Raw genomic sequence first — 20860 nt, 5'->3', positions numbered from 1 at the left:
GTGGGTGGCCGTCGTTTCCCTAGGCGGCATGGTCTGCAGAAGAAGCATCAAGAAGTATCAGCAGTAACACGACCTACAAAAACAGAAGCCCGCCCCGCCATCGGCGGGACGGGCTTCTATGCAAGCGGATTTAGCGCTTGGAGTACTGCTGTGCCTTGCGGGCCTTCTTGAGACCGGCCTTTTTACGCTCGATGACACGGGCGTCGCGGGACAGGTAACCGGCCTTCTTCAGGGTGGCGCGGTTGTTCTCGACGTCGATCTCGTTCAGGGAACGGGCGATGCCGAGGCGCAGGGCACCGGCCTGGCCGGAGATGCCGCCGCCGTGAATGCGGGCGATGACGTCGTAGGCGCCTTCGAGATCAAGGATCTTAAAGGGCTCGTTGACGTCCTGCTGGTGCAGCTTGTTCGGGAAGTAGTTGTCCAGCGCGCGGCCGTTGATGGTCCACTTGCCGGAGCCGGGCACAACGCGGACGCGGGCAACGGCTTCCTTGCGGCGGCCAACAGCTGCGCCGGCAACGGTCAGGGCCGCGCGCTCCTTCTTCGGCGCAGCTTCGGCAGCTGAGCTTTCAGAGGTGTAGCTGGTCAGGGTTTCCTCGGCCTCGACGGCCTCGGTGGTCTCTTCGTTCTGAGCCACGATTCTCCTTGTATTGATAAGTTGTTTGGTGGCCAGGACTACTGGGCGACCTGGGTGATTTCGAAAGTCTTGGGCTGCTGCGCGGCATGCGGGTGCTCAGCACCGCGGTACACCTTCAGCTTGCCGAGCTGCTGGGCAGCAAGGGAGTTCTTGGGGAGCATACCCTTGATGGCCTTCTCAACGGCGCGGACGGGGTTGGATTCCAGCAGTTCCGCGTAGTTGACGGAGGTCAGGCCGCCCGGGTAGCCGGAGTGGCGGTATGCGCGCTTCTGCTCCAGCTTGGCGCCGGTGAGGGCTACCTTTTCAGCGTTGATGATGATGACGAAGTCGCCCATGTCCATGTGGGATGCATAGGTGGCCTTGTGCTTGCCGCGCAGCAGGATTGCGGTCTGGCTTGCAAGACGACCAAGGACAACGTCTGTGGCGTCAATGACGTGCCACTGGCGGTTGATATCGCCGGGCTTCGGGGTGTACGTACGCACGGTGTTTGCCTCGTTCTTGTTCTGGCGTTCTTGTTTAGGTGTCACTAGCTCGTGCACCTACTGTCTGCGCGCTACCGGAACAGAGGTGAGGGCTCTATGTAACCAGTCATCCTGTGGTTCCGAATGTGCACGTTGAGTAGTCATCCTGCAACCGGATTCTCAAGCGGGCACGCACCATCGGAATAGGACACGCACAACGACTACCAAGATTAGCGCGTCAGGGGGTTCAGGGTCAAAATGGGGTAGCCGGACGGTACCTAACTCCACCGGTCTGGCGGACACAGGGGGTTGCGGTGTTTGGAGTGGTTAGCGCGGGTTCGGTCGAGTGGCTCCTTGTAGTTGGCGCCGGCCTCATAGGCCTGACTCTCTCCCCTATCGCCGAGCTCCTCATCGCCAGGCGGCTTCCTAGGCTTGGCGGATTGCCCACACTTCCCGTACGGATTACGACGGCGGCCTTCACAGGCCTCGTGTGCGCCGCCTTTAGCTTGCGGTTTGAAATGAGCCTCACCCTGCCAGCTTTCCTATTCCTTGCCGTAATGGGCGTACAGCTGGCACGCATAGATATCGCCCAGCATCTATTGCCCAACCCGCTCGTAATACTGCTGCTCGCTGGCGGCCTATTGTTGCTTTTGCCGCCCGGGCCATTTGATCAGCAGGCTGAGGATCTGCTGCGAGCAGCGCTTGGTGCATTGATCCTGTTCGCTGGCTACCTTGTTTTGGGACTGATTTCCCCCGGCGGCATCGGGATGGGCGATGTGAAGCTTGCAGCGCCGGTCGGGCTTTACTTGGGGTACCTAGGCTGGAGCCAGCTGTTATACGGGGGCCTTCTCGGGTTCATACTTAACGGCCTGGTTACCGTGCTTATCCTCAGCCGAAAGTGCCGAGAAAAGGCTACAGAAGTGGCCCACGGCCCTACAATGCTCGGCGCCCTAGCTGCCGTCAGTCTTTTCGTCTCATAGCCATCCCGCAGTGCGGGCCGCCCAGCTCTCCTGGCTTAGCCCGCGCCTGACCAAGTAGTCGGCCGCGTACTCGCTTCTCTTTCTGAGTACTACCCTCTTCTTTCGAGTACGTACTTTTGAGAAGACACGAGAAAATCGAGTACTACTACGCATTGTTGCCCCTCCCCCTCGAATGACAATCTCTTCTTAGCGAAATCCAGCCGCTAAAGGATTTATGGGGGCAGCTGGAAATTCGTTGAAATTACCGATTATCCATTTCACCGAATTAAAGGAAATTACAATGACTTCTCTTATGGTCTCGATGATGGCTTTTGTTGCTGGCATCAAGGATCGTTTCGAATCGGAAAAGGGCGCCACGGCAACGGAGTACTCGCTGCTCGTAGGTCTCATTGCACTCGTCCTCGTGGCAGGCGTCGGTTTCTTCGGTGGCGAACTTAACAAGTGGTTCAGCTCCCTGGGCACGACCGTCAGCGGCTGGTAGCCCAATGAGTTCACGGTGTGCCGCGCTCTATGCGCGGCACACCGTAGTCATTTCAGCAGCATTAGTCCAAGGGGTTTTCTTGAAACGCAGGCACAGCAGGCAGCCGGACAAAGAACGAGGTGCGGTGGCAGTCGAATTCGCTCTGATCGCACCGATACTTCTCGCTTTGATCATTGCCATAGTTGAGTTCGCGCACGCCTACAACATCCAAGTCTCTGTTACGCAGGCATCCCGTGAAGCCGCCCGAACCATGGCCATCATGAAGGACGCAACAAAGGCTACGGCTGCCGGCAAGGCAGGTGCCCCTTCGATTAATACGAGCCTGTTGACCTTCGACTATTCCGCAGCAGCCTGTCCGGCGATGACCCCTACACCTAACGCGACTGTCATAGTCACCTACTCCGGTACCTCGCTTACGGGCTTTTTTGGATCGACTTTAACCCTGACAGGAAAAGGAGCCATGCGATGCGGTGGCTAAGAGTGAAGCGTAAGTCTACGGCGCCGGACGAGCGAGGCGCGGCTGGAATTACTGTCGCGGTCATGACGGTCGTGCTTATCGGGGTCGGTGCTGTAGCCGTTGACGTGGGCCAGATATATGCTGAACGGGCCCAGCTCCAAAATGGGGCAGACGCCGGCGCCCTGGCTGTGGCAGCAAGTTGCAAACCCGGACCTTGTACAGCTGCACTAGCCGCGTCTCTTGCCAATGCCAATTCCAACGACGGTGCCAGTGATGCAGCGGTCGACCTAAGCGTTGCCGGGCAAGTTACCGTGACAACCTCGACCAGGAGCGGGTCCTCAGGCTTTCTGAAGAAATTGTTTGCCAGTGCTCTTAATGCCGGGCCGGTCACGGTAGGAGCCACCTCGACGGCTGCGTGGGGATCGCCAGGAACAGGACCTGCGGCTCTCCCACTGACTTTTGCACCGTGCCAATTTGATTTTTCAGGCGCCCTTAAAACCATTCTCATCCACGGGTCGGAAACCTGCATCAGTGACAGCCCTTCCGGAGCAGCTGTTCCAGGAGGCTTTGAGTGGCTGACACCGGACACGGGAAGCTGCGGGACTACGGTAAGGCCGGACGACCCGGCGACCGTCGGTGTGAGAGACCCATACGCGATGACTAGCACTGGTTTGAGCATGCCAGGGACCTGCAAAACCGTAATTGAGGGGCTTCTAAACAAAGTGGTCCTGTTCCCCGTCTACTCCGCTAAGTCGGGCGTAGGGGCAGGCGCCAAGTACTACATCAAGGGCTTCGCTGCCTTCATGTTGAAGGGCTATCGCTTCCCCGGCATGTCAGGAGGCGATCTCACAGGTTTGAGTGGCAGCAACAACGGCATTCGAGGCCACTTCATCGAATGGGTGGCAGATCCCTCGGTCTATTCGGGTGACGGCTACTCGGGCGGTGGGGTCACTTTGCCGCCACATCTGATCAAGTAGAGCACCACTAAGGGGAAAGTAATGAAAGCACGCCTACTGGGAGGCATTGCCGCATTGGTTGTAGCGATCATAGGCACGATCCTTCTCTTCAATTACGTGCAAGGCGCGGATCGTCGCGCACTTGCCAATACCGAAACGAAAGACGTTTTGGTGATCAAGCAGGAAGTGCCTGCCGGCACACCGGCCAGCCAGCTTGGCCAGTACCTCGTTACAAAAACTGTTCCACGGACTGCCGTGGCGGAAGGTGTTGTCGACGACCTCTCGTCCATGACTTCGAAGGTAACGGCGGTAGCGCTGCAACCAGGGGAACAACTTTTGGCGAGCCGTCTCGTTGACACGACCGCCTTCCTGGGGCCGGCGAGGGTAGAAGTTCCTGACGGACTCCAAGAAGTTACAGTGCGCCTCAGCATAGAGCGGGTTGTAGGTGGCAAGATACAGGCCGGCGACACCGTAGGCGTGTTTATTTCACTCGCAGATGAGACGCAACTGACGTTCCACAAAGTGCTGGTGACGGCGGTGCAATTCGGATCCGGGCAGGCTGCACAGACGCAGGGTGAGGCTACGCAAGCCAGCGCCCAGGGCGCCCTCAACTCTGAAAACTCGGACAAGCCAGCTTCGAGCGACTCTTATCTCATCACATTCGCCAGGAACGCCGTTGATGCTGAAAAGCTGGTGTACGCCGCCGAATTTGGGAAGATCTACCTTTCCAAGGAGCCGGCCGACGCTACCGAAGGCACCAGCGGGGTCATCAATAGCACAAAGGTATTCCGATGAGCCGCTTCATATTGATCTCCTCGTCAGTCGACTACGAACGCAAAGTTCGGGCGTCGGTAGCACCCCTGAGCGGGTCGCTCCAGTACTTCCAAGCCGACTACCTGCCCGAATCTCCCGACGACATCCTTCGGCAGCAAGCCGGCGAACCGCCGGAAGTACTCATCCTCGGCCCAGGACTTCCGCAGGATGAAGCTCTCAAGTTTGCCGCGGTGATGGATCTTCAGTTTCCGGAGATCAGTATCGTCCTTGCGGCAGAAGACGACGGAGAGCTGGCCCTAAACGCCATGCGGTCAGGCATCAGGGACCTTCTGCCTCCCTCCGCTGACATGGACCAGGTGCGAGCCTTGGTGGAACGAGCAAGTCTTGCCGCCGCTGGCCGAAGGCGGGGATTGGCTCCCAGCACGGCCGAGCGTCCGACAGCGGAGGGTGGGCGCGTTATTGCAGTCATGTCCCCTAAAGGCGGAGTGGGCAAGACGACCGTCGCCACGAACTTAGCGGTCGGTCTGGGTCAGATTGCACCGATGAGCGTCGTGGTTGTGGATCTGGACTTGCAGTTCGGCGACGTAGCAAGCGGATTGATGCTCGAACCCGATTTCACCATCACAGACGCTGTGGTTGGAGCTGCAAGCCAGGATGCCATGGTCCTCAAGACCTACTTGTCCATGCATCCGGGGAACATATACGTGCTGTGCGCACCACGCAATCCCATCGACATGGACAAAATCAGCGGAGAACACATCAGCCATCTGTTGCGCCAGCTGCGAGCGGAGTTCCAGTACGTCGTGGTCGACACGGCTCCCGGGCTCGGCGAGCATGTGTTGGCGACTTTGGAACAGGCAACAGACGCCGTCTGGGTCTGCGGCATGGACGTCCCAAGCATCCGCGGATTGCGCACCGGGTTCCAGATACTGTCTGAGCTCGACCTGCTCCCAGACAACCGGCATGTTGTCCTGAACATGGCGGACCGCAGGACGGGCCTAACCGTCCAGGATGTCGAAGCCACCATCGGGGCCCCGGTAGACATTGTCTTGCCCAAGTCACGGGCTGTTCCCTTCTCAACCAACAAAGGAGTCCCGCTCCTGCAGGACGGAAGCCGGGATTCCGCAGCTAAAGGCCTGCGGCAGTTGGTTGAGCGTTTCAAACCGAATTGGGAAGCCCCCCGCAAAAAGCTTCATAGAAGGGCGGTAGTGCAGTGACTCTCTCACATCGATTTGCAAAGTTGCGGGGAGAAGCCGGAGACGCGTCAGAGGCCCCTGGCACCATCTTGAGCACGTCTCAGCCCTCCACCCTAGGTGCGATTCAGCAAGCACAGGCGGTCGACAAGAACTCTGCAGCCACTCCAGAACCGGTATCGACCGGCACAGCAAGCGAAGCCCTTGCCAGCCTCAAGGAACGAGCGAGCCAGGCTCTTTACGAAAGGCTTGGCTCCCGGATAACCGACTCCTCCCTGGAGGAAGCTGAGCTTCATCAGTTCGTGAAGGACGAACTGAAAGCCGTCGTCGATGAGGAACAAGTTCCCTTGTCCCAGGGAGAACGACAGCGCCTCACGCGCGAGATCATCGACGACGTTCTGGGCCACGGTCCAATGCAGCGATACCTGGATGACCCATCCGTAACGGAAATTATGGTGAATCGTGCCGACCAGATTTACGTGGAGCGGAACGGCCACCTGTTTCTCACGGACACCAAGTTCAGCAGTGAAGATGCGCTTCGCCGCGTGATCGAACGCATCGTTACCCGCATCGGACGCCGTATCGACGAGTCGTCCCCCTTGGTTGACGCACGTTTACCCGATGGTTCCCGCGTCAACGCCATTATCCCGCCTCTTGCGGTCAACGGAGCGTCCCTGACAATTCGTAAATTTGGGCGTGAGGCACTAACAGTGCAAAAGCTCATCAGTTTCGGAAGCTTGTCCCCCGAAATGGCTGAGCTCCTGCAAGCTTGTGTGCATGCGCGCATGAATATCATCGTTTCCGGCGGTACCGGCACCGGAAAGACGACGATGCTGAACGTGCTCTCGTCGTTCATTCCGGCGACTGACCGCATTGTCACCATCGAGGACGCAGTCGAACTGCAACTCCAGCAGGATCACGTGGTGCGTTTGGAAAGCCGGCCGGCCAACATCGAAGGAAAGGGCGAGGTCTCAATCAGGGATCTGGTCCGCAACTCTCTCCGAATGCGGCCTGACAGGATTGTGGTCGGTGAGGTCCGAGGCGGCGAGTCACTGGACATGCTGCAGGCGATGAACACCGGTCACGACGGATCGATTTCAACTGTGCACGCCAACTCACCACGGGATGCAGTAGCCCGTTTGGAAACTCTGGTGCTCATGGCGGGCATGGACCTTCCACTGCGGGCAATCCGCGAACAAATTGCGTCGGCAGTGAACCTGATCGTCCATATTTCGAGGCTTCGGGATGGATCGCGCCGGGTCACACACATCACGGAAGTACAGGGCATGGAAGGTGACATCGTCACGCTTCAGGATGCCTTTGTCTTTGATTACTCGGCTGGTATCGACGCTAACGGTCGTTTCCTGGGAAAGCCGATTCCTACAGGAGTGAGGCCCAGGTTCACAGACCGGTTCGAAGAACTGGGAATCAGGATCTCGCCCGCGGTATTTGGGGCCCAAGCCGTAAGGGGTCGGTGATGGAGGCTGCCGATGCCCCGCTGATGATGGTAGCGGGCGTACTACTGATTTTTGTGGCGCTGATCATCCTGTTGGCTGTTGTCCTGAAACCTGGCAATCAGATTCCCCTTTCCCGCCGTCGACCAGATGTTCCCGCAACAGCTTCGAGACTCACCATTTTGACCGATACGGCCGTAGGTGCAATTGACAGGCAACTGAAGGGAAAGAGCAGTTTCCTGGTAAGCCGCGAGAAACTGGAACGTGCGGGCCTAAGAACTCCCCCTGCCAATTTCCTGCTCATGATGGGTGCGGGGACTGTTGCAGGGAGCCTCTTCGGTTACCTTCTGGGAGGACCCTTTTTCGCAGTCCTCATGATTGCCGCGGTTCCAGCCTGCATGCTCGGATACCTTTCGTTGCTGACATCAAGGCGTAAAAGCAAGTTTGATGAGCAACTGCCCGACACGCTCCAAATGCTCACGGGAAGCATGCGTGCCGGGCACTCCCTCCTTCGAGCCATTGACGCATCAGCCCGTGAATCGGACGCACCCATGGCGGAGGAACTCAGCAGGATCGTCAACGAAACCAGGATCGGGCGGGACTTGGGGGAATCCATGACGGAGGTTTCTGCTCGTACAGGCAGTGAAGACTTCGGGTGGATCGCCCAGGCCATCGAGATCCACCGTGAAGTAGGCGGAGACCTTGCCGAGGTACTCGACCACGTAGGAGAGACCATCCGGGACCGGAATCAGATCCGGCGGCAAGTGAAAGCACTCAGTGCTGAAGGCAAAATGTCCGCCGCTGTTCTGATGGGCCTGCCAGTGGTGCTCTTCTTCGCACTCATCCTGATCAATGGCCAGTATGCGAAGACCTTCACGAGCACCGTTCCCGGTTACTTGATGCTTGGCGTCGCCGCAGTGATGCTCACTGCCGGCGGCTTCTGGCTCAGCCGGCTGATCAAGCCCAAGTACTAGGAGATGGATATGTCACGAATAGCGCTCGGCGCGATTCTGGCCATCATTTTGCCCATCACCTACCTCGTGTGGTCAGTCGCGGCAACAGACAGGGTGGCGCTGAGGAATATTCAGGCCAACCTCGGACAGCGCGCAAGGAACGTTGGGGCCCAAAGTTTCTCAGCGGACGCGCGTGCGATTGCCCGCAAAGTCACACCGGTGAACTATGTTGCTTGGCTGGATAAACAGCTTGCCGCAGTAGGGCGGCCAAAGGAATGGCCCCTGGAACGCCTCTTGGTTGTGAAACCTATGCTGGCACTGGGAGCGGGTCTCCTCGGCCTGTTCAACTTCCTCGCCTCCCCCGAACCCGCCCGCTTCGCAATTTTGCTCGCAGCTTTAGCTTTCGGGTATTTCGCACCGGACCTACTCGTGCGCAGCAATGCCGAAAAGCGTCGGGGAAAAATCCGCCGAGAACTGCCCAACACTCTCGACCAGATGCTCATCTCGGTGCAGGCTGGCTTGGGCTTCGAGGCCGCCATGGCCCGCACTGCACAAAACGGCAGCGGGCCCTTGGCAGACGAAATGACACGAACTTTACAGGACATGCAAGTCGGCCGCTCACGCAAGGAAGCTTACTTGGCGATGTCAGAAAGAGTAGACGTGCCAGACCTGCGCTCATTCATTCGGGCCATCGTCCAAGCGGACGCTTATGGCATCGCCATAGCGAAGGTTTTGAAGGTGCAGGCCAACGAGATGCGGCTCAAGCGCCGGCAGCGCGCGGAGGAGCACGCGATGAAGATTCCGGTGAAGATTCTCTTCCCACTGATCTTTTTCATCTTTCCAACCCTTTTCATTATTCTGCTGGGGCCGGCAGTTATGAACATCGTCGCGGCCTTCTCCTAGGGAGAATCATGAACAATCGCATCAAACTATTGTCCGTAGTGACGTCATTGCTCGCTCGCCTCCGTAAGGAGCAACGGGGCGCCACCGCTACCGAATACGGCATCCTGGTTGGCTTCATTGCCATAGTCATTGTTGCCGGTGTGGGCCTGTTTGGCGTCGCTCTCGATTCCGTCTTCGGCTTTCTCACCACTGGCATCAAGACGGCACTCGGTATCCCCTAGTCGTCTCATGCTCCTCGCGCCGTAAGTCGCCTTATAGACCGGACCCCCTCGGCACCCAGAACCGAGGGGGTCCCTTTCTGCCCGTTACGGCTAGAAATCCCAGCATCAGCGCAGTGAAACCCAAGCAAAAACGCAGGAAAAGTACATGGCATAAAGCCTTTACGCAGGATGTTCCAAGATACCGATTTTGCCCCTTCTCCCGTTGCTAACTTCGTAGCAGCGCTGGTGCAGGACCAGCCTTCCGTCTCGCACAGGAGTCTCAAATGCTTTCTCTGTTCACAAACCTCATGACCCGCCTTCGCCGTGAAGAGAAGGGTGCCACCGCCGTTGAGTACGGCATTATGGTCGCCCTCATTGCCGTAGCGGTTATCGTCGCCGTAACGCTGCTCGGCGGCAACCTTTCGAAGATGTTTAATGACGTCGCAGGCAAAGTCTCGGTGCCGACAGCTCCTGCCGCACCTGCTGCTCCTGCCGGTTCCTAACACCCCCTCCGGTCCCGGACCCCATATCGGAACCGCCCCCAAACAAGGGCAACGCAGCAAACGAGACATTGAAGAGGAGGAGCAGCAGGTGCCACACGAATCCGAGCGCGGTGCAGCCGCCGTCGAATTCGCGATCCTGCTGCCCCTCCTCTTGATGCTTGTCCTGGGGACCATCGAATTCGGCCGGGCCTACAACGCCCAGATCACGCTCACAAGTGCCGCGCGCGATGGCGTTCGGGTCATGGCGATCGCCAACGACCCTGTTGCCGCCAAAGCAGCAGCCAAGAACGCTGCAGCCTCGGTCAGCACAGCGATTTCAAATTCCGACATCACCTTGAGCACGAGCGTGTGCAGCACGGGTGCCCAGGTGACCCTCACCCTCAAGTACAACCTGTCCACCATCACCGGCATAGCAGGCCCCTTCCCAATGACCGGCAAGGGGGTCATGCTGTGCGGCGGCTGACAATCAAGAACAACAAAGAGCACGGCGCCATCAGCGTCATAGTCGCGATTTTGATGGTGACCCTCCTCGGTTTCGTGGCGATCGCCGTCGACGTCGGCGTCATTTACTCGGAGCGTGCGCAGCTCCAGAACGGTGCGGACGCCTCGGCGATTGCCTTGGCGCAGAAGTGCGCACGCAACGCCGCTGACGCAGACTGTTCCACCACGTCTACGCTCGCGGGCACCCTCGCCAACCAGAACGCACTCGACGGCATGAGCAAGGTCCATGCCATAGAGCTGGACAAGACAGCACGCAAGGTTAGCGTCACCACCACGGCGAAGGAACAGGGCGGCACGGACAACTCGATCTCCCTCCTCTTCGCCAAGGCCATCGGCATTCCTAGCAAGGAAGTCGGCGCCAGATCCTCCGCTGTTTGGGGAACGCCCTCCAGGGGACCCGTTATCCTGCCGCTGGCCATCGCCCACTGCAAATTGAACATTCCAGCAGGTGGAGCCAAGGGCGCCGAACAGGTCCTGGAACAGTCCGTCAATGGGTGCGGCGGTATCCCGGGAGGATTCGGCTGGATGCAAACCACGTCCACAAAATGCTCAATCACCGCCACAGCGGGAGCTTCCAGCAATTCCGGCATCTGGTTCTCCAGCGACACCGGCGCAAGTGCCCCCTCGACATGCACTGCTGCCGACTTCGCCCAGATGAACAACCAAACAGTCCTCCTGCCTTTGTATGACATAGCGACAGGAACCGGCTCCAGCGGCAAGTACTACATCAAGGGCTTTGCGGCCTTCCACGTTACGGGCTACCAGTTTGCAAGTATCGGTTGGACCGCAGGTTCGAAAGTGGCCAACAAGACCATCAGGGGCTACTTCGTAAAGTACGTATCCCTGGCCCAGGGTTTTGAACTCGGCAGCACCCCGGACTACGGGGCTGCAGTCACCCGCCTCACCCTCTGACCCACCACCCAGAAACATCCTTCAGGAGCTGAAAGTGAAGTCTCGCCTGCTCGCCGGAACGGCCGCGGTTGCCCTGGCGCTCGTGGGAGCCCTCCTCATCATCTTCTACGCAAACGGCGCTGACCAACGGGCCCTGGCTACAACAGAACCCGTAGACGTCCTGGTTGTGAAGACCGCAATCCCGGCCGGTACGCCCGTCAATGACATGGCAGCATCGCTGACCGTTGAAACAGTCCCGGCGGCCGGAAAATCAGAGACGGCCCTCAGCAACCTGGAAGGCAAAGCAGGCACCGTCAGCGCTGTTGACCTGGTTCCCGGCGAGCAGCTCCTGGCCGAGCGGCTTGTCGCCCCGGGAGACGTCAAAGCACAGGGCGCAGTTGAGGTCCCCGCAGGTCTCCAGGAAGTATCCTTCGAGGTCGAACCGAAGCGCGTGGTCGGTGGACGGATCGACGCCGGCGACCACGTAGGCGTCTTCCTCACCTTTGACAGTGGGGCCTACAAAGCGAAAGCCGACGACGCCACCACCCAAATGACCATCCGCAAAGCCCTGGTTACGGCTGTCCAGCGCGCACCCCAGACCGCGAACGCGGAAAAGCCCGCAGAAGGCGGGGCAGACCCGCAGGACACCACCCTTCCCCAAGGCACACTGATGCTCACAGTAGCGGTGACAGATGTCGACGCCGGCAAAATCGTCTTCGCCTCGGAGTTCGGCAGGCTCTGGCTTACCAAGGAACCCCTGGACGCCCAGGACAACGGACCCCGGATTGAACGCAAGGAAGTGGTCTACAAGTGAGCCGGTTCGTCCTCCTCTCCCCCAACGGCGAGTTCGACCAGAAGTTGCGCGCCGCCGTCTCCAACGGCCTCCGCGGCTCCGTCCAGACCATCGCCTCGGACATCCTCCCGGCCGGCCCACAGGAACTCTTCGCCCTCCTCAACCAGGAGCAGCCAGAAGTCCTAATCATCGGCCCGGATGTCCCCTACGAGGAGGCACTGCGGTTCGCCAAGGTCTTCGATGTCCAGCTGCCCGGTTTGAGCCTGGTGCTGGTCAGCGACGTGGAGCCGGATTTCCTCCTGTACGCCATGCGCGCCGGCATCCGGGACATCCTCAGTCCGCACGCTGACGCCGCAGAGATCCGGGTGCTGCTGGAGCGCGCCTGCCAGTCCTTCGCCACCAGGCACCGCGGCCCCGAGACACCGGCGGAGAACAACGGCAGGGGCCTGGTAATCGGCGTCTTCTCCCCCAAAGGTGGCGTCGGCAAGACCACCCTGGCCACCAACATCGCCATCGGGCTGGGCCAGATCGCGCCCATGAGCGTTGTCATTGTGGACCTTGACCTGCAGTTCGGCGACGTCGCCTCCGGCCTCTACCTCAACCCGGAGCACACCGTCACCGACGCCGTCACCCCGGCAGCCGCCCAGGACTCCCTGGTCCTCAAGGCCTTCCTCACCGTCCACCCCGCGGGCATCTACGCGCTCTGCGCCCCGCCCAACCCGGTGGACGCGGACCACATCACCCCGGAGCAGGTCAGCCGGCTCATCGAGCAGCTTGCCCAGGAGTTCCAGTACGTGGTCATCGACACCGCTCCCGGCATGCCCGAAATCGGCCTCGCCGCCATGGAGCAGTGCACGGACGTCGTGTGGGTCAGCGCCATGGACGTCCCCAGCCTCCGCGGTCTGCGCTCCGGACTGGAGGTGCTCCGCCAGCTGGACATCATGCCCGAATCCCGGCACGTGGTCCTGAACATGGCTGACGCCAAAGCCGGGCTCAACGTCCGGGACGTGGAGGCTACCATCGGTGCACCCGTAGACGTCAGCATCCCACGCTCCCGCGCCGTTGCCCTGTCCACCAACCGCGGCATACCGGTCCTCCAGGAATCCAAGAAAGACCCCGCCGTGAAGAGCCTCCGCCAACTGGTGGAGCGGTTCAATCCGGCGTGGCGTGCCCAAACCCAGCGCAAGCTTCACCGAAGGGTGGTCATCTAGTGAAACTCTCCGAACGGATCAGCGCCGCGCAGGAACGCAGCCAGGCCTCCGGCACCGCCACTGCGGTGCTTGAACGGCCACGCCCCGCCGCTCCGCCCGCCCCTTCCCCGCTCCCGACGGCGGCCGGGCACCTTCCCGCGGAGCCCGCCGTCGTGATTCCAATGCACGACGCAGGCGCCCAGCAGGCGCCCACCGCACCCAAGGTGGACGTCTTTGCAGCCATGAAGGACCGGGCGGCCACCGCCCTGTTCGAGCGCATGGGGGCGCGCTTCAACGACGCGACGGCTACCGAGCAGGAACTGCGGACCACCGCCAAGGAGGAACTGACCCGCATCATCGATGCCGAACAGGTTCCCCTGACATCCGAGGAACGCACCCGGCTGGTCCGGGACGTGGCAGACGACGTGCTGGGCTACGGCCCCCTGCAACGGCTGCTGGACGACCCCGCCGTCACGGAAATCATGGTCAACCGGATGGACCAGATCTATGTGGAACGCAAAGGCAAGCTCACGCTCACTGAGTCGCGCTTCAGCTCGGAAGAGCACCTGCGCAAGGTCATCGAGCGGATCGTGTCCAAGGTGGGCCGCCGCATCGATGAGTCCTCGCCGCTGGTGGACGCCCGCCTCGAGGACGGCTCCCGTGTCAACGCCGTCATTCCGCCGCTGGCCGTGGGCGGTTCTTCGCTGACCATCCGTAAGTTCAGCAAAACGCCGCTGACGGTCCGGAACCTGATCGACTTCGGCACCCTGACCCCTGAGATGGCTGAGCTGCTCAACGCCTGCGTTAAGGCCAAGCTCAACATCATCGTGTCCGGCGGTACGGGCACCGGCAAGACCACGCTGCTCAACGTGCTGTCCTCCTTCCTCCCGTCTGATGAACGTATCGTCACCATCGAGGATGCCGTGGAACTGCAGATCCAGCAGGAACACGTAGTCCGGCTCGAAAGCCGGCCGCCGAACACCGAAGGCAAGGGCGAAGTGACCATCCGCGAACTGCTCCGGAACTCGCTGCGTATGCGCCCGGACCGGATCGTGGTCGGTGAGGTCCGTGGCGGGGAGTCACTGGACATGCTCCAGGCCATGAACACCGGCCACGACGGCTCGCTCTCCACGGTGCACTCCAACTCGCCCCGCGACGCCGTGGCCCGCCTGGAAACCCTGGTGCTGATGGCCGGCATGGACCTGCCGCTGCGGGCCATCCGCGAGCAGATCGCCTCCGCGGTGAACCTGATCGTCCAGATTTCCCGCCTCCGTGACGGCTCCCGCCGCATCACCCATGTCACCGAAGTCCAGGGCATGGAAGGCGACATCGTCACCCTCCAGGACGCCTTCGTCTTCGACTACTCCGCCGGGGTGGACGCCCAGGGCCGCTTCCTGGGCAGGCCAGTGGCCACCGGTATCCGCCCACGGTTCATCGACCGGTTCGAGGACCTGGGCATCCACGTCTCACCGGCGGTCTTCGCCACGCCCCTGAACCCCTCCGGCCACAACACTCCCGGACGATAGGACGCTGCCGTGATCCTCGCTGTTGGAGCCGTCATCCTGCTGGCAGCCGTCTGCCTGCTGGGCGTCGCCGTCATCCTGCCCGGTACCCCCGCGGTGCCGCTGGACCGCCGTCGTCCTTTTGACACGGACCCACCGTCCTCCTTGTCGCGCGTGGCGCTCTCCGCCGTAAGGTCCTTCGAACGGCTCCTCGCCGGCCGGAGCATCTCCCTGTTTTCCCGGCCTGAGCTGGAAAACGCCGGGCTTCGCCTCAGCCAGGCGGAGTTCTTCCTGCTGGTGGGAATCGGCGCCGGCGTGGGCATGCTGGTGGGCACCGTCACCGTGGGCCCCCTGGTGGGGCTGCTCCTGGCGCTGCTGGCACCATTCGTTGGAAAAGTTGTCCTGGGATTCCTGGCCGGGAAGCGCCGCGCCGCCTTTGACGGCCAGCTGGGTGACACTCTCCAGCTGCTGTCCGGAGGCCTCCGTGCCGGCCACAGCATCCTGCGCGCCATCGACGCTGCGGCCACCGAGTCCCAGAAGCCGACGTCGGAGGAGATGCGGCGGGTGATCACCGAGACCAGCCTGGGCCGCGACCTGCTGGCCGCCCTCAATGACACTGCCGAGCGGATGAAGAACGAGGACTTCGTCTGGATCTCCCAAGCCATCCAGATCAACCGTGAGGTGGGCGGCAACCTGGCCGACGTCCTGGACCAGGTCAACGAGACCATCCGCGAGCGCGCAGAAATCAAGGGCCACATCAAAGCCCTCGCCGCCGAGGGAAAGTTTTCCGCCTACATCCTGATTGCCATGCCGTTCGGCATTGTGGCCATGCTGCTGGCGGTGAGCCCAAACTACATGAACTCCATGTTCACCCATCCCTTGGGCTGGGCCATGATCGGGGCATCCTTTGTCCTCATGACCATCGGTGCGCTGTGGATGCGCAAGATCATTGACCTGAAGTTCTGAGGAAGCCATGAACATGATTGTTCTTCTCTCCATACTCCTGGTTTGCGTACCCGTTGCCGGGCTGGCGTGGTCCGCGTTGACCGTGGACAGGCAGGGCCGCGTGGCGGTCAACGACCTCCTGTCCCGCGGCGCCGCATTGGTCACTGTTGCCCCCGTAACCAAACCCGGCCTGCTCGAGGGCATCGGCCGGCGCCTGACTCCACCGGCCTATGTCGCCTTCCTGGACCGTCTGCTGGCCCTCGCCGGCCGGCCCGCTTCCATGCCGCTGGGCAAGGTGCTGGGGTCCAAGCTGGCGATTGGGTTTGCCGGCATCAGCGTCGGCGTCTACCTCACCGCCATTGGCAGCACTCCCCTGATGAAACTGTCGGGGCTTTTCGTCCTGTTCCTGGGCTACTTCATCCCGGACCTCCTGCTCTACAGCAAAGGCCAGGAACGGCAGAAGGTCATGCAGCTGGAACTGGCCAACACCCTGGACCAGATGCTGATTTCAGTGGAAGCAGGCCTGGGCTTCGAAGGAGCGATGGCGCGTGCCGGAGAGAACGGCAAAGGTCCCCTGGCGGAGGAACTGGTCCGGACCCTGCAGGACATGCAGGTGGGCCGCAGCCGCCGGGAGTCCTACCTGGCGCTGGCCGAGAGGACCAATATCCCCGAGCTGCGCAGCTTTGTGCAGGCAGTGGTCCAGGCGGACACCTACGGTATTGCCATCAGCCGCGTGCTCCGCGTCCAGGCGAAGGTCATGCGCGTCAAACGCCGCCAGCGGGCTGAAGAAAAGGCAATGAAACTGCCGGTCATGATCCTGTTTCCACTGCTGTTCTTCATATTCCCGGTCCTCTTTATCGCAATTCTTGGACCGGCTGTCATCAATACAGTAGTGACCTTCAGCGGACAGTAGGACAGCACAACTCGCTGAATAATCGCTCAAGGTTTCCACAGGAACACCCGAAATAGGACAACGGAAGAATTTCAGGAAGTAGCCTTGAACAATGCACAGTCAAGATTCCGGCTCCAGCAGCGAGGCCGCCGCTGCGGACTCCCTGCAGCCCGGAATCACTCCAGCTGCCGGCACCGCGCCCACACAGGAAGCGGCCGGGCTCTTGCCGCTGATTGACGCCGCGGTCCTGGAGGAGCTTGAGGACGAGCTCGTTGGATCCGGCCTTGCCCAGCGCTTCGCCCGTGACTACGCGGCCATGTGGGATCAGCGCTACACCCGCTTGGCAGCAGCGGTAGACAACCAGGACACGGCTTCAGCCCTGGACGCCGTCATCAGCCTGAAGATCACCTCCGCCATGGTGGGCGGGGTGCGGCTGGCTAAGCTCGCCGAACTGCTGGAGTCCGTAATCCGGCTGGGCGACTTCGGCCAGGGCCAGGTGCTGATGGCGCGGGTTGCCGAAGACGGCGGCCAAACGGTCTCCGAACTCCAGGCAAGCTACATATCGAAGGCAGACTAGGACTTTCCGGCAGTCCGGCTGGGAGCCAGCCGGTACCCCACGCCGCGGACCGTCTGCAGCCATCGCGGCGACACCTGGTCCTCCTTCAGCTTCCGCCGCAGGTTGCCGATATGGACTTCGACAGCGCGTTCGTCCGCCTCGCTGATGTAGGTGTCCTGGTCGTAAAACTCCCCGCGCACGGCCCGCACAAGGTCCGCTCGGGTGCACACGGCCCCGCCGCCGCGGAGCAACACGTGAAGCAAGTCGAACTCGCTGCGCGTCAGCCCCAGCGGTTCGCCGTTGACCTCCACCGTCCGCGTCCTATGGTTCAGGGTGAGTCCGTTGTGCTGCAGCACGGCAGGGTCGTGGGGGCGTGGCACGGCGGCCGGCACGGGAGGCGCTCCCCACGCGGGCACTACCGGCATATGCGCGTTCACTTCATGCCGCGGCCTGCGCATCATCGCTGCCACCCGCGCACGGAGTTCCCTGGGCCGGAAAGGTTTTGCGATGTAGTCGTCTGCTCCGGCATTCAGGGCGGACAGCAGATCCGGCTCCTCGGTCCTGCCGGTCAGCATCACCACATAGGCGTTGCTGAAATGGCGGATCCTGCGCAGCACTTCGAACCCGTCAATATCCGGCAGGCCAATGTCGAGCGTTACAACATTGGCCTGTTTGCTGCGCACAACCTCCACGCCGGCCCGTCCGTCTGCCGCCGTATGGACTTCGAAGCCGGCCTGGGTCAGCACACCCTCAAGGAGGTTGCGTACGTCGGCATCGTCTTCAATTACTACGGCCACACCAAGTTCGTCCATCAAATATCCCTGTGCCAGGCGGACATGGCCCCCCATCAGCCCAGCGCCAATGCCATATCCGCTCCAACCATTTATACGCTATTAGTAAGCCGGGCTGATGACATCTTCTTCCCCATTCATATTCAAAAGTCAATTATCATGACAGGACATGTGGATTACGAGCCGAAAGGATGCGTCAGGGATGACCTGCAGGAATTTGAAACGCACTGACCACCGGGCTCATCGACTTAGGCTCCCGGGGTTGAGTCCCCTTCATGGCTGAACACCTGTTACAGCGCGGACCTGCCCGCCTTTTCCGCGAACTCGGCCCCCGGTCGCAGGTGGCCCTTTGCCAGCTGCCCTTGACGCTGGTTGTCGCCGCGCTTGCAATTGCCACGCCCTTCGCCTGGCCCGCGCTGCTGCATAGTCCCCTATACATGTCCGGCATCCTTCTATTCGCCATCCTTTTCCTGGGGTGCTTCCTGGTGCCCTGGGAGCGCCTCGCCCACCGCCCTTACCTTCTGATTCCGATCCTCGACTTCCTCGCCATTGGACTGCTGCGGAACGGAGCCGCGCCACTGCTCCCGGGACTGGCCGTACTTACCGTGTTTCCGGTCATCTGGCTGTCCGCCTCCGGCATGCTCGCCCGCAGCAGCCTGATCCTGAGCTTCTTCGGCCCCATGCTCATCATGGTTCCGTCGCTGGCCGGGCGCTTCCCCAACCTGACGCCCTCGGACATCACCACCACGCTTCTCTTCCCGCTCATGATGCTGGCCGTCTCCCTCGCGATCCGTTTTGCAAGTGTCCACGTGCGCCTGCAGCAGCGGGAACTGGCGGAGAAGGACAGGGAACTGAGGAAGCTGCTGCGGGAGAGCCGGGAACGGGAAAAGCTGCTCCAGACGGTCCTCGACGCCACCGACGTCGGGATTGCCGCCGTCGACCGTTCCGGCCGGCTCCTGGTGACCAACGACCGCCAACGGCATTTCCGGCGGGCCACCGGCGCGGAGGATGCCGCCCCGGGGCAGGGGCACCAGCTGATCTTCGGGCAGGACCGGCGCACGCTGCTGCCGCCGGAGAAGCGCCCCATCAGCCGGGCCATCACTGGAGAATCCTTCGCGGACTACCTGGTGTGGGCGGGTGAAGGAGCCGAGCAGCGGGCCATGTCCACGGCTGCCCGGCCGCTGACAAGCGAGGACGGCAGCTTTGCCGGTGCAGTTGTGGTCTACAGCGATGTCACCGGCTGGGTAGAGGCGCTGGCAGCAAACCAGGAACTCGTCTCCAATGTCTCCCACGAGTTCAAGACGCCCCTCAACTCCGTCATCGGAAACATCGACCTGATACTGGACGACGACGCCCTGCCGCCACATCTGTCCCGCCGCCTGCTGGTGGTGCAGCGGAACGCCGAACGGCTGCTTGCCCTCGTCTCAGACCTGACGGCAACGGCCTCCTCAGCCCTGAACGTCCACCCCAAGCGCACTGACCTGGCAAGCCTTGTGGAGACCAGCCTTGGCTCCGTGCAGGCCCAGGCGGAACGGGCCCACATTCAGCTCAGTGCCGACGTTCCGTCTCCCCTCTGGGCGTACGCCGATCCCCTGCGCATAGGGCAGGCGCTGGACAACCTGGTGTCCAACGCCATCAAGTACTCCCCCGACGGCGGCAAGGTCAGCATCAGCGCCAGGTCCAGCGAGGACTGGGTCCAGCTCAGCGTCAGCGATACCGGAATGGGCATGTCCCGGGAGGACACCACCCGGGTGTTCAAGCGCTTCTTCCGCACCGAATCAGCCCGGAACGCAGCGATCGCCGGCGCAGGCCTGGGCCTGTCCATCACCAAGATGATCGTGGAAGGCCACGGCGGCACCATCACCTGCGAGAGCGGCCAAGGGAAGGGAAGCACCTTCACGCTGACCCTTCCCGCGGACGGCCCACCACCCTCGTTCTGACTACTCCCGCAGCGCCCGGGTGAGCTCCGCGCGGGCCAGGAGTTCGCCGTCGGACGGGTAGGCGACCTCCTCCAGCACCAGGGGATGCGGCGCGGCCAGCACAGACTTGGCGTCCCGCTTCTGGGCAAGCAGCCGCTCGTACAGCCAGCCGGGATCCACCGTCCCCTCCCCCACGTAAAGGGAGGATCCGATCAGGGCGCGCACCATGTTGTGGCAGAAGGCGTCCGCCTGTACGGTGGCCACAATGACGCCGTCTTCCCCGCGGGCGAACTCGAAGCGCTGCAGTTCGCGGAGGGTGGTGGAGCCCTCCCTTGGCTTACAGAAGGCCAGGAAAGTCTGCAGCCCCAGCAGCCGCGACGCGCCGTCATTCAACAACGCAACATCCAGCGGATTCTTGTGCCACAGCGTGAAGTACCGCTTTAGCGGATCCCAGAGCCCGGGACCGTCCGCTATCCGGTAGCTGTAGCGCCGCCAGAGGGCGGAGAACCGGGCATCGAAGCCGGCGGGGGTCAGTGAAATGCTGTGTACCTCGACCGCTCCGGTCAGGTCGCCGAGGATCCGGCTGAGGGCCCCGCGGATGCGGCGGTGCATGGCGACGGCGGGATCCAGTTCGTGCCCGCGCGGCAGTCCCAGCCACTCGGCTTCCGTCAGGTCGAGGTGGACCACCTGGCCGCGGGCATGCACCCCGGCGTCCGTGCGTCCGGCAACGGTCACACGCACCTGACGGCGGATCAGCAGCTGCAGGGCTTCCTCCAGGACACCCTGGACCGTCCTCAGGCCCGGCTGCACGGCCCACCCGCTGAAGGGGCCACCATCGTACGAAAGATCAAGCCGGATACGCAAAAACCCGCCGCCCCCCAAAACGGGGGCCGCGGGTTTTTGGTGGTTCATAGACCCAAGTCTATGCGAA

Annotated in this window: 24 protein-coding genes and 1 pseudogene; 21 read left to right on the top strand and 4 right to left on the bottom strand. The window is 61.6% G+C overall.

All coding sequences use genetic code 11. The features are described 5' to 3' along the window. Nucleotides 1-130: 130 nt before the first annotated feature. Nucleotides 131-634: a 30S ribosomal protein S9 gene (gene rpsI / locus FDW84_RS10160; protein ID WP_138609015.1), complete on the bottom strand. Its 504-nt coding sequence runs from the start codon at nt 632-634 to the stop codon at nt 131-133. Nucleotides 635-672: 38 nt separating this feature from the next. Beyond that, nucleotides 673-1116 carry a 50S ribosomal protein L13 gene (rplM, locus tag FDW84_RS10155; RefSeq protein WP_009358699.1) on the bottom strand — a complete coding sequence of 148 codons (444 nt, stop codon included), beginning with the start codon at nt 1114-1116 and terminating at the stop codon, nt 673-675. 497 nt (nt 1117-1613) lie between these two features. Between rplM and FDW84_RS10150 the strand changes: the two genes are divergently transcribed. The 20 genes and pseudogenes from FDW84_RS10150 (at nt 1614) to FDW84_RS10060 (ending at nt 17240) form a co-directional block, all read left to right on the top strand. Then, nucleotides 1614-2075 (top strand): prepilin peptidase, encoded by a 462-nt coding sequence (locus tag FDW84_RS10150; protein ID WP_371419159.1) that lies wholly within the window; start codon nt 1614-1616, stop codon nt 2073-2075. Between the two features lie 280 nt (nt 2076-2355). Continuing rightward, nucleotides 2356-2556 carry a Flp family type IVb pilin gene (locus tag FDW84_RS10145; RefSeq protein ID WP_138609013.1) on the top strand — a complete coding sequence of 67 codons (201 nt, stop codon included), beginning with the start codon at nt 2356-2358 and terminating at the stop codon, nt 2554-2556. Nucleotides 2557-2680: 124 nt separating this feature from the next. After that, nucleotides 2681-3034: a TadE/TadG family type IV pilus assembly protein gene (locus FDW84_RS10140; RefSeq protein WP_240721470.1), complete on the top strand. Its 354-nt coding sequence runs from the start codon at nt 2681-2683 to the stop codon at nt 3032-3034. Continuing rightward, a pseudogene (locus FDW84_RS19900) lies at nt 3022-3198 on the top strand (pilus assembly protein TadG-related protein); the annotation flags it as partial. The gene FDW84_RS10140 and the pseudogene FDW84_RS19900, both read left to right, overlap by 13 nt. Before the next feature lie 471 nt (nt 3199-3669). Then, nucleotides 3670-3990, top strand: a complete 321-nt coding sequence (locus tag FDW84_RS19730) for a hypothetical protein (RefSeq protein WP_240721475.1) — start codon at nt 3670-3672, stop codon at nt 3988-3990. A 21-nt stretch (nt 3991-4011) separates the two neighbouring features. Next, nucleotides 4012-4764, top strand: coding sequence for a Flp pilus assembly protein CpaB (locus FDW84_RS10130; protein ID WP_138609007.1), 753 nt, complete (start codon nt 4012-4014; stop codon nt 4762-4764). Further along, nucleotides 4761-5960 carry a CpaE/TadZ family protein gene (locus FDW84_RS10125; RefSeq protein WP_138609005.1) on the top strand — a complete coding sequence of 400 codons (1200 nt, stop codon included), beginning with the start codon at nt 4761-4763 and terminating at the stop codon, nt 5958-5960. The genes FDW84_RS10130 and FDW84_RS10125 overlap by 4 nt, the downstream gene beginning before the upstream one ends. A 68-nt stretch (nt 5961-6028) precedes the next feature. Next, on the top strand, nt 6029-7414 hold the full coding sequence (locus FDW84_RS10120) for a TadA family conjugal transfer-associated ATPase (RefSeq protein WP_240721469.1): 1386 nt from the start codon (nt 6029-6031) through the stop codon (nt 7412-7414). After that, the gene (locus tag FDW84_RS10115; RefSeq protein WP_138609003.1) at nt 7414-8364 is read left to right on the top strand and encodes a type II secretion system F family protein; all 951 of its coding nucleotides are present in this window, start codon (nt 7414-7416) and stop codon (nt 8362-8364) included. Before FDW84_RS10120 ends, FDW84_RS10115 begins: the two co-directional genes overlap by 1 nt. Before the next feature lie 9 nt (nt 8365-8373). Beyond that, complete coding sequence (locus tag FDW84_RS10110) at nt 8374-9246, top strand: type II secretion system F family protein (protein WP_138609001.1); 873 nt, start codon at nt 8374-8376, stop codon at nt 9244-9246. An 8-nt stretch (nt 9247-9254) separates the two neighbouring features. Next, complete coding sequence (locus tag FDW84_RS10105; RefSeq protein ID WP_138608999.1) at nt 9255-9467, top strand: Flp family type IVb pilin; 213 nt, start codon at nt 9255-9257, stop codon at nt 9465-9467. Nucleotides 9468-9730: 263 nt separating this feature from the next. After that, nucleotides 9731-9949: a Flp family type IVb pilin gene (locus FDW84_RS10100; RefSeq protein ID WP_138608997.1), complete on the top strand. Its 219-nt coding sequence runs from the start codon at nt 9731-9733 to the stop codon at nt 9947-9949. 88 nt (nt 9950-10037) lie between these two features. Then, the gene (locus FDW84_RS10095) at nt 10038-10412 is read left to right on the top strand and encodes a TadE/TadG family type IV pilus assembly protein (protein WP_171046742.1); all 375 of its coding nucleotides are present in this window, start codon (nt 10038-10040) and stop codon (nt 10410-10412) included. Continuing rightward, nucleotides 10400-11362: a pilus assembly protein TadG-related protein gene (locus tag FDW84_RS10090; RefSeq protein WP_138608993.1), complete on the top strand. Its 963-nt coding sequence runs from the start codon at nt 10400-10402 to the stop codon at nt 11360-11362. Before FDW84_RS10095 ends, FDW84_RS10090 begins: the two co-directional genes overlap by 13 nt. A gap of 34 nt (nt 11363-11396) precedes the next feature. Continuing rightward, a complete protein-coding gene (gene cpaB, locus FDW84_RS10085) occupies nt 11397-12155 on the top strand; it encodes a Flp pilus assembly protein CpaB (protein ID WP_138608991.1) in 759 nt (252 codons plus the stop codon). Next, nucleotides 12152-13345 (top strand): CpaE/TadZ family protein, encoded by a 1194-nt coding sequence (locus FDW84_RS10080; RefSeq protein WP_138608989.1) that lies wholly within the window; start codon nt 12152-12154, stop codon nt 13343-13345. Before cpaB ends, FDW84_RS10080 begins: the two co-directional genes overlap by 4 nt. Beyond that, entirely contained in the window at nt 13345-14850 is a 1506-nt protein-coding gene (locus tag FDW84_RS10075; protein WP_138608987.1) for a TadA family conjugal transfer-associated ATPase, read from the top strand. The genes FDW84_RS10080 and FDW84_RS10075 overlap by 1 nt, the downstream gene beginning before the upstream one ends. Nucleotides 14851-14859: 9 nt before the next feature. Continuing rightward, nucleotides 14860-15792 carry a type II secretion system F family protein gene (locus tag FDW84_RS10070; RefSeq protein WP_138608984.1) on the top strand — a complete coding sequence of 311 codons (933 nt, stop codon included), beginning with the start codon at nt 14860-14862 and terminating at the stop codon, nt 15790-15792. Nucleotides 15793-15799: 7 nt separating this feature from the next. Beyond that, nucleotides 15800-16684 (top strand): type II secretion system F family protein, encoded by an 885-nt coding sequence (locus tag FDW84_RS10065; protein ID WP_138608982.1) that lies wholly within the window; start codon nt 15800-15802, stop codon nt 16682-16684. A gap of 91 nt (nt 16685-16775) precedes the next feature. Next, nucleotides 16776-17240, top strand: a complete 465-nt coding sequence (locus FDW84_RS10060) for an Hpt domain-containing protein (protein WP_171046741.1) — start codon at nt 16776-16778, stop codon at nt 17238-17240. On the opposite strand, the gene FDW84_RS10055 is transcribed toward FDW84_RS10060, so the two are convergent. Continuing rightward, nucleotides 17237-18031, bottom strand: coding sequence for a response regulator transcription factor (locus FDW84_RS10055; RefSeq protein ID WP_138608980.1), 795 nt, complete (start codon nt 18029-18031; stop codon nt 17237-17239). The two genes, FDW84_RS10060 and FDW84_RS10055, sit on opposite strands and share 4 nt — an antisense overlap. A gap of 254 nt (nt 18032-18285) precedes the next feature. Here FDW84_RS10055 and FDW84_RS10050 point away from each other — a divergent pair, with 254 nt between their 5' ends. Beyond that, the gene (locus FDW84_RS10050; protein WP_138608978.1) at nt 18286-19950 is read left to right on the top strand and encodes an ATP-binding protein; all 1665 of its coding nucleotides are present in this window, start codon (nt 18286-18288) and stop codon (nt 19948-19950) included. On the opposite strand, the gene FDW84_RS10045 is transcribed toward FDW84_RS10050, so the two are convergent. Next, nucleotides 19951-20841 carry a tRNA pseudouridine synthase A gene (locus FDW84_RS10045; protein ID WP_171046740.1) on the bottom strand — a complete coding sequence of 297 codons (891 nt, stop codon included), beginning with the start codon at nt 20839-20841 and terminating at the stop codon, nt 19951-19953. Between the last annotated feature and the right edge of the window lie 19 nt (nt 20842-20860).

Origin of the sequence: Pseudarthrobacter sp. NamE5 (genome assembly GCF_005796225.1) — a bacterium.
In the GTDB taxonomy this organism is placed as follows: domain Bacteria; phylum Actinomycetota; class Actinomycetes; order Actinomycetales; family Micrococcaceae; genus Arthrobacter.
Note: the sequence above shows the minus strand (reverse complement) of the source record. Positions and strands in the feature narration are given on the sequence as shown.

Coding starts and splice junctions, on each gene's coding strand:
- FDW84_RS10065 (WP_138608982.1), top strand. CDS start 15,800: ATGAACATGATTGTTCTTCTCTCCATACTCCTGGTTTGCGTACCCGTT.
- FDW84_RS10115 (WP_138609003.1), top strand. CDS start 7,414: ATGGAGGCTGCCGATGCCCCGCTGATGATGGTAGCGGGCGTACTACTG.
- FDW84_RS10145 (WP_138609013.1), top strand. CDS start 2,356: ATGACTTCTCTTATGGTCTCGATGATGGCTTTTGTTGCTGGCATCAAG.
- FDW84_RS10045 (WP_171046740.1), bottom strand. CDS start 20,841: ATGAACCACCAAAAACCCGCGGCCCCCGTTTTGGGGGGCGGCGGGTTT.
- FDW84_RS19730 (WP_240721475.1), top strand. CDS start 3,670: ATGACTAGCACTGGTTTGAGCATGCCAGGGACCTGCAAAACCGTAATT.
- FDW84_RS10105 (WP_138608999.1), top strand. CDS start 9,255: ATGAACAATCGCATCAAACTATTGTCCGTAGTGACGTCATTGCTCGCT.
- FDW84_RS10060 (WP_171046741.1), top strand. CDS start 16,776: ATGCACAGTCAAGATTCCGGCTCCAGCAGCGAGGCCGCCGCTGCGGAC.
- FDW84_RS10125 (WP_138609005.1), top strand. CDS start 4,761: ATGAGCCGCTTCATATTGATCTCCTCGTCAGTCGACTACGAACGCAAA.
- FDW84_RS10130 (WP_138609007.1), top strand. CDS start 4,012: ATGAAAGCACGCCTACTGGGAGGCATTGCCGCATTGGTTGTAGCGATC.
- FDW84_RS10100 (WP_138608997.1), top strand. CDS start 9,731: ATGCTTTCTCTGTTCACAAACCTCATGACCCGCCTTCGCCGTGAAGAG.
- FDW84_RS10110 (WP_138609001.1), top strand. CDS start 8,374: ATGTCACGAATAGCGCTCGGCGCGATTCTGGCCATCATTTTGCCCATC.
- FDW84_RS10050 (WP_138608978.1), top strand. CDS start 18,286: ATGGCTGAACACCTGTTACAGCGCGGACCTGCCCGCCTTTTCCGCGAA.
- FDW84_RS10150 (WP_371419159.1), top strand. CDS start 1,614: ATGAGCCTCACCCTGCCAGCTTTCCTATTCCTTGCCGTAATGGGCGTA.
- FDW84_RS10055 (WP_138608980.1), bottom strand. CDS start 18,031: ATGGACGAACTTGGTGTGGCCGTAGTAATTGAAGACGATGCCGACGTA.